This window comes from Arenimonas sp., from assembly GCF_019459675.1.
GTDB lineage: Bacteria > Pseudomonadota > Gammaproteobacteria > Xanthomonadales > Xanthomonadaceae > Arenimonas.
The window spans coordinates 1-12232 of sequence record NZ_JAIBFH010000465.1 but is presented as its reverse complement, the minus strand read 5'-3'; the positions used below and the strand labels follow the sequence as shown (position 1 = coordinate 12232).

The following is a 12232-nucleotide window of genomic DNA, read 5'->3' as shown; positions in this document are numbered from 1 at the left end:
ACCTCCCCCCGCCGTGGCCGCGGCAAACCCCCCCGCCGCGGGCGCCCCCCGCCCCCCCGGCGGCGGGGGCGGCGGCGGCGAGCGCCAGCGCGCGGAGCTTGCGGCCGTCAGCCCTCCGCACGAAATGGCGCCGCCGCCCTCGCCCCCCGCGCCGGCCTCGGTGGCGGACCGCGCCATCGCGCCCGCCGCGTTCGCCCAGGCCATGCCCGAAGCCAACACCGAGAACTACGCCAGGCTCGACAGCAACGGCATCCTGCGCACGGCCGACCAGCCCGTCTCCACGTTCTCCATCGACGTTGACACCGGCAGCTACAGCAACGTGCGCCGCATGCTGGCCCAGGGCCAGCTGCCGCCCAAGGACGCGGTGCGGGTGGAGGAGATGGTCAACTACTTCGACTACGGCTACGCCGGTCCCGCCAACCGCAGCCAGCCCTTCCAGGTCACCACGGCCATCGCACCGGCCCCGTGGAACGACAAGCGCCTGCTGCTGCAGGTCGGCATCCAGGGCTACGACGTGGACCACAGCGAAATCCCGGCGTCCAACCTGGTGTTCCTGATCGACACCTCCGGCTCGATGTCGGACGCCGACAAGCTGCCCCTGCTCAAGGAAAGCTTCCGCCAGCTGGTGCCGCGCCTGCGCGCGCAGGACCGGGTGAGCATCGTGGTGTACGCCGGCAGCGCCGGCCTGGTGCTGGCGCCCACCCCGGGTGACCGCCACGATGAAATCCTGGCGGCGCTGGGCCGCCTGGAAGCCGGCGGCTCGACCAACGGCGGCGAAGGCCTGGACCTCGCCTACGCCATGGCCACCCAGGCCTTCATCAAGGGCGGAGTGAACCGCGTGGTGATGGCCACCGACGGCGATTTCAACGTGGGCGTATACGACCAGCGGGCGCTGGAAACCAAGGTGGAGCGTGGCCGCGAAGCGGGCATCGCGCTGACCACGCTGGGCTTCGGCCAGGGCAACTACAACGAAGCCATGGCCGAGAAACTCGCCGACATCGGCGACGGCAACCACGCCTACATCGACAACCTGATGGAAGGCCGCAAGGTGCTGGTGGAGGAAATGACCTCGACCCTGCTCACCATCGCCAGCGACGTGAAGATCCAGGTCGAGTTCAACCCCGCCACCGTGGCCGAATATCGACTCATCGGCTATGAAAACCGCCGCCTCAACCGCGAGGATTTCAACAACGACCAGGTGGACGCCGGCGAGATTGGCGCGGGCCATGACGTAACCGCGATTTACGAGATCAGCCTGGTGGGCTCGGGCGGCGAAGCGTCCGATGCGCTGCGCTACTCGCGTACGCAGCCCATGCCCGGCGCAGGCGCCGAGCTGGCCCATCTCAAGCTGCGCTACAAGCTGCCGGGCAACGACCGCAGCGTGCTGATGGAGCGCCCGGTCACCCGCCGCGACATCCGCGCACAGGCCAGCGAAAGCCTGCGCTTCGCGGCAGCCGTGGCGGCGTATGCGGACCTGCTGCGCGGCGGCACCCACAGCAACGGTTTCACCTGGGACCAGGTGGAAGCGCTGGCGCGCGGTGCCCGCGGCGAGGACACTTGGGGCTACCGCGGCGAGTTCGTGCAGCTGGTGGCGCAGGCCCGAAGCCTCAACCCCACACGCGACCCCGCGGTCGTGATCAGCCAAGAGTGAAACCATCGCCGTGACCCAGCCGCAGGACCCGCGCAAGCAGCCCCTCCAGGACGACGAGATCGCCCTGGCCAGGGTGCTGCGGGCCCTGCCGTCGGGGGAGCCGTCGGCGCGCGTGGACGATGCGATCCTCCGCGCGGCCACCGACGCGGCGTCCCCCGGGCGGCGCAAGCCGGCCCGGCGGCTTCCGTGGCTACCCACCTGGGCCATCGGCACCGCCGCCGCTGCCGTCCTGGCGGTGGGCATCGGCACCCAGCTCCGGCCGCCGCTGGCGCCGGAGACGTCGCCCGCTTCAATGTCGGAGGCCGTCAAACCAATGCCGCAGGCACGTGAGCGCCTGAGCGTGGACCTGATCGAACCCGACCCGTCGCGGGCACCACCGCCCGCCTCGGCGCCACCGGCACCGCGCCAATCCACGCGCAGCGCGCCACCGCCGCCCCCGCGTCACGTGCAACCGGCTCCGCCCCCGGCGCCGCCCGCGCCGGCCGCCGAGCCCCAGGCCTTCCCCAACACCGCGTCCATCGCGCCGGCCGCCAGCGCGCCATCGCTGGGTGCCGCCAATGAAGCGGCCCCCGTGGCGGAGCTGGCGCCGCAGCGCGAGGACCGCCTGCGCAGCGAGGCCACCGACCAGGCGCGTCGGGTGCACCAGGAGGCCTACGCGCGCCGCGCGCAGGCCAAAGCGTCGGCCGAAGGCGAAGTCGACGCGCGGGCGGAGGCAGGCGTCGCCGCTCCCGCCGCCGCCCAGGATGCGATGCAGGCCGCCGATGCCGCTGCCCCGCAGGCGGCGATCCTGCCGCCAGCGGCCGACGACACCGGGCTCGGCGTCGACGCCTGGATCGAACGCATCCGCGAACGCCTGCGCCAGGGCGATCGCGCCGGCGCGCGCGCCAGCCTGGGCCTGTTCATGCAGGCACACCCCGAGGCGTCGGTTCCCAGCGACCTCGACCGCCTGCGCTGATGGCGCTGGCGACGCTGGCGGCCCCGGCGCAGTTCGCGCTTGAAGCCAGGAAAAGCCGATTCCTGGCCCGCGCCTGCCCGGTGGACAGCCCCGAAGCCGCGATCGCCTGGCTGCAGCAGGCGTCCGATCCCGCCGCCACCCACAACTGCTGGGCCTACCGCATCGGCGCGAACTACCGCTCCAGCGACGACGGCGAACCCGGCGGCAGCGCCGGCCGCCCCATCCTGGCCGCGATCGATGGCCAGCAGCTCGACCATGTCGCGGTGGTGGTGACCCGCTGGTACGGCGGCACCAACCTGGGCGTCGGCGGCCTGGTGCGTGCCTATGGGGGTGCCGCGGCCGAATGCCTGCGCACCGCGCCGCGCCGGGAACAGGTGGACTGGCAGCACGCCTGCCTGGACTGCGCGTTCGCGCTGGCGGGCGCGGTGCACGCACTGCTTGACGCCAGCGGCGCGCAAAAGCTCCACGAACACTTCGACGAGCACGGTCTGCACTTGCGTTTGCGCCTTCCCGCCTCCAGCTATGCTGCACTGGCGGACCGGCTGCGTGATGTAAGCCGCGGCGCCGCCAGCCTGCGACCCCTCGAGAATCAGCCCCCATGAGCGACGCCACCGCCGCAAGCAAACCGCCGGTCAATTCGCTGCGCGGGCTGCTGCCTTTCCTGCGCCCGCACCGGCCGCTGCTGGCCAGCTGGCTGGGGGCGCTGGCGCTGTCTTCGGGCGCCACGCTGACGCTGCCGGTGGCGGTGAAATACATGATCGACCAGGGCTTCGCGGCCGGAAACTCGGTGGACAAGTGGTTCGCGCTGCTGTTCGTGGTGGCCGTGGTGCTGGCGCTGGCCACTGCGGCGCGCTTCTACTTCGTGTCGCTGCTGGGCGAACGGGTGATCGCCGACCTGCGGCGCACGCTGTACGGGCACCTACTGTCGCTCGACCAGTCCTTCTTCGAGCGCACGCGCACCGGCGAACTGCTGTCGCGGCTTTCGGCCGACACCGAGCTGCTGCGCAGCGTGGTGGGATCAAGCATGTCGGTGGCGCTGCGCAGCGGCATCACCGTCACCGGCAGCGCCGTGATGCTGGCGGTCACCAGCCCGCGGCTGGCGCTGTACGCCCTGCTGGGCATCCCGCTGGTGGTCCTGCCGATGGTGCTTTCGGGCCGCCGCGTGCGCGGCGTGGCCAAGGACAGCCAGGACCGCGTGGCCGACGCCAACGCGCGGGCCGGCGAGACGCTGGGCGCCATGCACACCGTGCAGAGCTACGCGCGCGAGGACTACGAGCGCAGCCGCTTCGGCGCCGCGGTGAACGTCGCCCTGGGCATGGCCCGCAAGCGCATACGCCTGCAGGCGATGCTGACCGCGATCGTGGTGGTGCTGGTGTTTGGTTCGATCACGGCGGTGCTGTGGATCGGCGCCAAAAACGTGGTGTCGGGCGAACTGACGCCCGGTACGCTGGGACAGTTCCTGCTGTACGCGATGCTGGGCGCGGGCTCGGTGGGCGCGCTGAGCGAAGTCTGGTCGGAAGTGCAGCGCGCGGCCGGCGGCATGTCGCGCATCAACGAACTGCTGCAGGAGCGTTCGGTGCTGGCCATGCCCGCGCAGCCGGCGGCGCTGCCGGTGCCGCTGCAGGGCCGCATCGCCATGCAGGGCGTGCGCTTCCACTACCCCACCCGGCCCGACAGCGCGGCGCTGGACGACTTCAACCTGACGGTGGAGCCGGGTGAAACGGTGGCCCTGGTCGGGCCGTCCGGCGCCGGCAAAAGCACCGTGTTCCAGCTGCTGCTGCGCTTCCACGACCCCGAGGCCGGCCGCGTCACGCTGGACGGCGTGGACCTGCGCCAGCTCGATCCCGAGGACCTGCGCCGCCAGGTGGCGCTGGTGCCGCAGGACCCGGTGATCTTCGGCGCCACGGCGCGCGAGAACATCCGCTACGGCCGGCTTGAAGCCGATGCGGCGCAAATCGAGGCCGCCGCCCGCAGCGCCGAGGCGCACGAGTTCCTCAGCGAGCTGCCGCAGGGCTACGAAAGCGAACTGGGTGAACGCGGCGCCCGGCTTTCCGGCGGCCAGCAGCAGCGCCTGGCCATCGCCCGCGCGCTGCTCAAGGACGCGCCGGTGCTGCTGCTGGACGAAGCCACCAGCGCGCTGGACGCACAGAGCGAACGCGCCGTGCAGCAGGCGCTGGAGCGGTTGATGCAGGGCCGCACCACGCTGGTGATCGCGCACCGCCTGGCCACCGTGCTGCAGGCCGACCGCATCGTGGTGATGGACAAGGGCCGCATCGTCGCCCAGGGCACGCACGCGCAGCTGCTGGCGCAGGGCGGGCTTTACGCCGAGCTGGCGCGGCTGCAGTTCAACCCCTGACCGGCCGTTATTTCTCCGAAGCCGAAAGCCGGTCGTTCACCATCACCACGGGCCCGTAGCCCAGCCCCTCCAGTCGCGCTGCCTGCGTGGCGGCGTCGCCTACGACGACGAAGATCATGCCGTCCGTCCGCAGATGCTTGGCGGCCAAGGCCTGGACCTGCTCCACCGTCAGGCCTTCGATAACGGCGGCCTCACGATCCAGGTAGTCGGCGGGCAGGCCGTAGTCGCCGATGGCCTCGAGCACGTCCAGCTTGGCGCCAGCGGTCTCGAAGGCCCGGGCGCGGCTCTTGCTCAGGGCGCTGCGGGTCACGGCCAGGTCGGCCGGCGTGAAGGTGGCGCCATAGTCCCGGACGATGTCGCGGGCCAGGGTGGCGGCCTCCAGGGTGACGTTGGCGCGCACGCCGCTGGACAGTTGGAAATTGCCCACGGCGTGTCCGCCGTTGAAGCCGCTGCCTACGCCATAGGTATAGCCGGCGCCCTCGCGCATCTGCTGGGTCAGGCGCGAGGCGAAGCCGCCGCCGCCCAGGATGTAGTTGGCTACGGTTGCCGGATAGAAGTCCGGATCGGCGCGGGTCAAGGCCGGGTAGCCGAACATCAGCACCGACTGCGAAGCGCCGGGCATGTCATAGAAATAGACCTGGGATTTGGCCGGGGTGGCGGGCCGGGCGTAGGCCGGCACCTTCGCGCCGCGCTGGACCCAGCGTTCGCCCAGGCCGGTAAGCGCCGCCGTCGCCGCTGCCCGATCCACGGCGCCGACCACCCGGAAGCGGGCGTTGCCCGGCGCCAGATGGTTCGCCTGCCAGGCCTTCAGGTCGTCCATGGTCAAGGCCGCGACCGAGCTTTCCGTGCCCAGGGCGGCGCGCGACAGAATATGGTCGGGCCCGTAGGCGATGAGACTGTAGACGCGACCGGCGATGGCATTGGGCTGGGCGCGGGAAGCCTGGATCTGCGCGAGCGCAGCGGCCTTGGCCAGCTCCAGTTCGGCCGGGTCCCAGCGTGGCTCGAGCAGCATCTCCTCGACCAGGTCCAGCGTGGCGGCGAGGTTGCGCGACAGCGTCCGCCCCGCTATGCCGAACCGCTCGTCGAAGGCGACCACGTTGACCTCCGCGCCCAGCGACTTGAATGCGTTCTCGAGCTCGGCCGGGGTGCGGTCGCGCGTGCCGCGGGTCATCATCCGCGCCAGCAGGCTGGCGGCGCCCGGCTTTGCCGGGTCGTCGAAAAGCCGGCCGCCGTCGATCGAAATCTCGAAATAAGCCAGCGGGGTCTCCCTGCTTTCGATGCCCGAAGCCTGCAGCCCGTTGGGCAAGGCCAGGTTCCATATCGTGGGCGACGCGATCACCGGGGCACTGCCGAAGGCCGGCTCGACGCTGCGGTCGAAGCTTGACGGCGTGCGCTCGTAGGCTGCGCCCTGCGCGCTCGCATCAATGGCGGCTTCAGCGCCCTGCACGATGGGTTCTTCAACCACGGCGGCAAGGGTGGAATTTTCCAGCGCCAGGCCAGCCTGGCCCTTGGGCGTGAAGCTGGTGGCGACGTGCGGGCGGTCCTTGAGGTAGGTCCGGTAAACACGCATCACGTCCTGGGCCGTCACCGCCCTGAGCGCCGCCAGGTCGGTGTCGGCGCTGGTCGAGTACAGGTCATGGCGGGCCAGGGCCGCGCCCTTGCCCAGCACGCTGCCCAGCTGGCCATACAAACCCGCCTCGGCCAGGGTCTTGACGCGCTCCAGTGCGGCAAGGTCGACGCCCTGGCTTTCGAACCGCGCGAAACCTTCATCCAGCGCCGCACGCGCCGAGTCCAGATCCACGCCGTCGAAGGCCGTGACCTGCAGCATCACCATGCCGGCGATCTGGTCGGCGCGGTTGAAGCCCCCCACCTGGTTGGTCAGCTTCTTTTCATCCACCAGCACCGCCGTCAGCGGCGCTTGTTTTCCCGCCGTCAGCAGTTCGACCAGCACATCCAGCGCGGCCTCGTCGGCGTGGCCACGCGGCACGCCGGGGAAGGCCAGGGTCAGCTGCGGCAGCTTGGCGAAACCGTCCTCGTGCATCAGCCGCCGGGTTTCGGCCAGGTCCGCCGGCCTGGCCTGCGCGACCGGGGCCTCGGGGCCACGCGCGATCTCGCCGAAATACCGCTGCACCCAGGCGCGCGTCTGGACCGGGTCGAAGTCCCCTGCGATCACCAGCGTCGAATTGTTCGGCGTGTACCAGCGGCGGTAGAAACCGCGCACATCCTCGAGCGTGGCCGCATCCAGGTCGGCCAGTGACCCGATCACCGGCCAACTGTAGGGGTGGCCCTTCGGGTACAGGTTCTCGAGGATCACGCCGTAAACGTGGCCGTAGGGAACATTGTCCACCGACTGGCGCTTCTCGTTCTTGACGACCTGCTTTTCCTTGGCCAGCACGGTATCGGTAACGGTGTTGATGAAATAGCCCAGCTTGTCGGCCTCGGCCCAGATCATCTTCTCCAGGGCGTCATTGGGCACGGTCTGCAGGTAGTCGGTGATGTCGAAGCTGGTTGAGCCGTTGGCACCCGAGCCGCCGATGCGGGCGCTCATCCGGTCCAGGCCGCCGGGCCCGAGGTTCTCGGAATCCAGGAAGAACAGGTGTTCGAAAAGATGGGCGAAACCCGTGCGGCCCGGCTGCTCGCGCGCCGACCCGACGCGGGCGGCCAGCACGACCGCAACCACGGGGTCGGAGCGGTCGATGTGGAAGACGACGCGCAGGCCGTTGTCCAGTTCGAAGGTCTGCGCGGGGATCAGGGGCTGTGCCTGGGCCGGCGGGACGACCTGCGCAGGCGTGGTTTCCCCGGCCGATGCCGCCGGCGCGCCAACGGCGCCAAGCGCCAGGACAACGCCAGCAACGCTGGCCAGCAAGCCTTTCCCGATCGTCATGATTCGTCTCCGCTGATCAAGCACGAATGCTAGCAGCTGGAGCCGCGGGCGCCATCGGGGAAAAGCGCGAGGGTGGCGCCGGCGCCGGGAAGCGTTCCGGCGCGATGTTGGGTCAGGCCAGCAGGGCCTCAAGCAGGCCCGGCAGGGCGGCGCTGGCCGCATCCACGTTGGCCAGCACTTCAGCCAGGGTGATCTCGGCGTCGTCGCCGCAGCCGGCGGCCCAGTTGGCAACCACGGCCAGGCAGGCGTAGTCCAGGCCGAGTTCGCGCGCCAGGCCCGCTTCGGGCATGCCGGTCATGCCGACCAGGTCGCAGCCGTCGCGACGCATCCGCGCTATTTCGGCGCGGGTTTCCAGCCGGGGCCCCTGCGTGGCGCCGTAACAGCCGCCGTCCACCAGGGCCGCGCCCGAGCGCGACGCGGCGTCACGCACCGCCTGGCGAAGCGACGGCGTGTACGGGTCGCCGAAGTCCACGTGCAGCACTTCGCCGCCCTCGCCGTCCCAGAAGCTCGACGTGCGGCCCCAGGTGTAGTCGATGACCTGGTCGGGCAAGGCCAGCACGCGCGGGCCGAAGCGTTCGGTGATGCCGCCCACGGTGTTGATGGCCAGCACGCGCTGGGCCCCCAGCGACTTGAGCTGCCAGAGGTTGGCGCGATAGTTCACCCGGTGCGGCGGCAGCGAGTGGCCTTCGCCGTGGCGGGCCAGGAACGCCACGCGGCGACCGGCCAACTGCCCCACGCGCACCGGGCCCGAAGGCGCGCCATAGGGCGTGTCGCCCTGCACCGCTTCGGACCCCTCCAGCGACGCCAACCGGTAGACGCCGGTGCCGCCAATGATCGCCAGGTCGATGCCGGCCATCTCAGGTGCCCAGCGCGTAGATGCCGGGCAGGTTGCGGCCCTGCTCGTGATAATCCATGCCGTAGCCGTAGACGTAGCGGTCGGGCACTTCCAGTGCGACGTAGTCGGCGTGGATGTCGTCCACGCGGCGGTCGTGCTGCTTCACCGTCAGCACCGCGATGCGGACGTCGGCGGCGCCTTCGTCTTCGCACCAGCGCTTCACCGCCTTCAGGGTGTGGCCTTCGTCCAGGATGTCGTCGGCCAGCAGCACGCGCCGGCCGCGCAGCGGGGTGGCCGGCCGATGCAGCCAGGCCAGGCCCGAGCCCACCGTGGCGCCGCGGTAGCGCGTGGCGTGCAGGTAGTCGAATTCCAGGTCGGTCTCGAGCTCCAGCGCCAGGGTCGACGCGAACAGCATGCCGCCGTGCATGATCGTCAGGTAGACCGGGCGCGGGCCGCCGGCGTAGTCGGCGTCTATTTCGGCGGCGATGCGCGCCACCTGGTCGTCGATGGTCTCGCTGTCGAACAGCAGATCGGAAACGGCAAGCGCCGAAGCCAGGTCGTGGGGCATGTCAGGCGACTCCCTTGTCGAGCCCGGACAAACGGGCAATGGCGCCATCATGGCGCGAATCGGCCAGCAGGCCGTCCCAGCCGGCCGGGCCGCGGCCCAGCAGCGCGGAAATCGTCGCGGTGTCCGACACCGGGCGCGCGTCCATCGCCACCAGCGAATCCTCCACCAGCGCCGGCGCACACACCAGCACCACGTCGCAGCCGGCGTCCAGGTGCGCGTCGATGCGCGACTTCACGCCGCCGGCCGACTCGGCCGCCGCCATGCCGATGTCGTCGGAGAACACCACGCCGCGGAAACCCATTTCAGCGCGCAGGATGTCCTTGATCCACAGCGACGAATAGCCCGCTTTCTCCGGACACACCGCCGGGTACTTCACATGGCCCATCATCACCGCGTCGGCGCCGGCGGCGATGCCCGCCACGAACGGCACCAGGTCGGTCGCGCGCATTTCTTCGAGCGAACGCGGGTCGACGGCATCATCGAAGTGGGTGTCTTCCAGCACCGAACCGTGCCCCGGGAAGTGCTTGAGCGTGGCGGCCATGCCTGCTTCATGCATGCCGGCAACGTAGGCGCGGGTGAACTGCGCCACGATGGCCGGGTCGGCGTGGAAGGCGCGGTTGCCGATGGCCAGGTTGCCGCGACCCAGGTCCACCACGGGCGCGAAGCTCAGGTCCACGCCGGTGGCGCGGATTTCGCTGGCCATCAGCCAGGCGTGTTCGCGCGCCAGCTGCAGCGCGGCCTCGGGGTCGCTTTCGTACAGCCGGCCGAAGCCGTCCAGCGACGGCAGCGCATGGTAGCCGTCGCGGAAGCGCTGCACCCGCCCGCCTTCCTGGTCCACGCACAGCAGCTGCGGGCGCGGCGCGGCTTCACGGATCGCGGCCGACAGGTCGGCCACCTGGGCCTTGGAGGCGAAGTTGCGGCTGAACAGGATCACGCCCGCCACCGAAGAGTGCTGCAGCCATTCGCGTTCACCCGCGGCCAGCTCGTGGCCACTGATTCCGATCACCAACATCAGGCTTGCTCCAGCGCGCTCCAGCGCGAGTACGGGCGCTCGGCGAGCGCAAGATTGTAGAACCGCTGTTCCTCGGTGACTTCACGGCCCAGCCAGGCCGGCCGCGCGAACACCGTGTCCACGGTCGGCAGCTCGAGTTCGGCCACCAGCAGTCCGGCGTTTTCACCGGCGAATTCGTCCACTTCCCAGGTCAGGTCGTCCTGCGGGATGTAGTGCCGCACCTTGTCGATCAGCCCGCCCACGCACAGCGCCAGCAGCGCCTGCGCGTCGGCCACGGGAATGGCGTAGTCGAACTCCTGGCGGCTGCGGCCCAGCTCGCGCGACTTGAGGTTGAGGTAGGCCTGGTCGCCGGCGATGCGCACGCGCACCGAGGCGTTCTGGCGCCCGGCGCGCAGGGCGTCCATGTCGTTGATGTAGCCCTGCGCCATGCGCACCGACTTCACCACCCCGCCCCGCCAGCTCTCGTCCAGCAGCCGGAACTTGCGCTCGATTTCGATGGCCACTGCCTTCATCCCGCTGCATCCAAGGCCTGCGATTGTAAGCCCCGGCGCCGCCGGCGCGGGCCTACTTCTCGAACAGTGCGATCGATTCCACGTGCGCGGTCTGCGGGAACATGTCCATGGCCCCCGCGGCCTTGAGCGTGTAGCCGCGCTCACGGACCAGGAAGCCGGCGTCGCGGGCCAGCGAGCCGGGATGGCAGGACACGTAGACAATGCGGCGGATGCCGTCCAGCGGCAGCTGGGCCAGCACTTGCGCGGCACCGGCGCGCGGCGGGTCCAGCAGCAGCTTGTCGAACCCCGCCGCCATCCACGGCTCCTGCGACAGGTCCTTGGCCAGGTCGGCGGCGTGGAACTGCACGTTGGCCAGGCCGTTGCGCGCCGCATTCTCGCGGGCACGGGCCACCAGTCCGGCGTCGCCCTCCACGCCCACCACCTGGCCGGCGCGCCGGGCCAGCGGCAGGGTGAAGTTGCCCAGCCCGCAGAACAGGTCCAGCACCCGGTCTTCCGGGCCTGCGTCGAGCAGCTTCAGCGCCGAGTCGATCATGCGGCCGTTGAGCGCGGCGTTCACCTGGATGAAGTCCAGCGGCCGGAACGCCAGCGACAGGTCGTGCCCGGGGATCGCGAAGGACAGGTCCACCTGCGCCGGCCACAGCGCGTGCACGGTGTCCAGGCCGCCGGGCTGCAGGAACACCGCCAGCCCCGTGGACTTCGCAAAATCGGTGAGCCGGGCCAGGTCGTCGGCCGACAGCGGCTCCAGGTGGCGGAACACCAGCGCCACCGCCTCGTCGCCGGCGATGAATTCGATCTGCGGCAGCGTGCGCTTGCCGTCGAGGCTGCCCACCAGCGCCGCGATCTCTTCGATGCGCTGGCCCACCAGGGGCACCACCGTGTGGCAGACCGACAGGTCGGCGACGTAGCGCGGGTCCGTTTCGCGGAAGCCCACCAGCACCCGGCCCTTTTTCTCGACCCAGCGCACCGAGAACCGGCCCTTGCGGCGGTAGCCCCAGGCCGCGTCCACCAGCGGCGCCAGCGTGCGCTCGGCCGACACCTGGCCGTCGCGCCGGAGGTGGTCGAACAGCACGCGCTGCTTGGCCTCGATCTGCCGCGCCGGCTCCAGGTGCTGCAGCACGCAGCCGGCGCAGGTGCCGAAATGCGGGCAGCGAGGCGCCACCCGGTCGGGCGACGGCTGGATCACCTCGACGGTGCGCGCCTCGTCGTAGTGGCGATTGCGGCCGGTCTGCTGCACCCGCACGGCTTCGCCCGGCAGTGCGCCAGCGACCAGCACGGTCTTGCCTTCGCGAAGGCCGACACCGCGGCCGTCGGGGCCCAGGTCGTCAATCGCGATTTCGAACACCTGGTGGATCTTGGATCGGGATCGGGCCACGTCGGAAGCCGGCAGCAAAACCGGGCGGGGATTCTCGCAAAAACCCCCCCCGCCCGGCAATTTCTTTCCCGCCACCGGCCGGCCGAC

The 12232-nt window shown here is 70.7% G+C and carries 10 protein-coding genes; 4 read left to right on the top strand and 6 right to left on the bottom strand.

Features of this window, described 5'->3' with window-relative positions; all coding sequences use genetic code 11:
* The 4 genes from K0M70_RS15295 to K0M70_RS15280 all read left to right on the top strand — a co-directional run.
* Window positions 1-1651: VWA domain-containing protein (locus K0M70_RS15295; protein ID WP_343211226.1), on the top strand; the 1651-nt coding region annotated here is incomplete at its 5' end.
* Between the two features lie 10 nt (window positions 1652-1661).
* A complete protein-coding gene (locus K0M70_RS15290) occupies window positions 1662-2606 on the top strand; it encodes a hypothetical protein (protein WP_290783407.1) in 945 nt (314 codons plus the stop codon).
* Window positions 2606-3208, top strand: coding sequence for a YigZ family protein (locus tag K0M70_RS15285; RefSeq protein WP_290783405.1), 603 nt, complete (start codon window positions 2606-2608; stop codon window positions 3206-3208). The genes K0M70_RS15290 and K0M70_RS15285 overlap by 1 nt, the downstream gene beginning before the upstream one ends.
* On the top strand, window positions 3205-4962 hold the full coding sequence (locus tag K0M70_RS15280) for an ABC transporter transmembrane domain-containing protein (RefSeq protein WP_290783404.1): 1758 nt from the start codon (window positions 3205-3207) through the stop codon (window positions 4960-4962). The genes K0M70_RS15285 and K0M70_RS15280 overlap by 4 nt, the downstream gene beginning before the upstream one ends.
* Window positions 4963-4969: 7 nt before the next feature.
* On the opposite strand, the gene K0M70_RS15275 is transcribed toward K0M70_RS15280, so the two are convergent.
* From K0M70_RS15275 to rlmD, 6 genes are all read right to left on the bottom strand, one after another.
* Window positions 4970-7846: a pitrilysin family protein gene (locus tag K0M70_RS15275; protein WP_290783402.1), complete on the bottom strand. Its 2877-nt coding sequence runs from the start codon at window positions 7844-7846 to the stop codon at window positions 4970-4972.
* A 112-nt stretch (window positions 7847-7958) separates the two neighbouring features.
* Window positions 7959-8702: an S-methyl-5'-thioinosine phosphorylase gene (locus K0M70_RS15270; RefSeq protein ID WP_290783400.1), complete on the bottom strand. Its 744-nt coding sequence runs from the start codon at window positions 8700-8702 to the stop codon at window positions 7959-7961.
* Between the two features lies 1 nt (window position 8703).
* Window positions 8704-9249, bottom strand: coding sequence for a hypoxanthine-guanine phosphoribosyltransferase (locus K0M70_RS15265; protein ID WP_290783398.1), 546 nt, complete (start codon window positions 9247-9249; stop codon window positions 8704-8706).
* 1 nt (window position 9250) lies between these two features.
* The gene (gene nagZ, locus K0M70_RS15260) at window positions 9251-10261 is read right to left on the bottom strand and encodes a beta-N-acetylhexosaminidase (protein ID WP_290783396.1); all 1011 of its coding nucleotides are present in this window, start codon (window positions 10259-10261) and stop codon (window positions 9251-9253) included.
* Window positions 10261-10764 (bottom strand): CYTH domain-containing protein, encoded by a 504-nt coding sequence (locus tag K0M70_RS15255; RefSeq protein ID WP_290783408.1) that lies wholly within the window; start codon window positions 10762-10764, stop codon window positions 10261-10263. The genes nagZ and K0M70_RS15255 overlap by 1 nt, the downstream gene beginning before the upstream one ends.
* Window positions 10765-10825: 61 nt before the next feature.
* On the bottom strand, window positions 10826-12145 hold the full coding sequence (rlmD, locus tag K0M70_RS15250) for a 23S rRNA (uracil(1939)-C(5))-methyltransferase RlmD (RefSeq protein WP_290783394.1): 1320 nt from the start codon (window positions 12143-12145) through the stop codon (window positions 10826-10828).
* Window positions 12146-12232 lie beyond the last annotated feature (87 nt).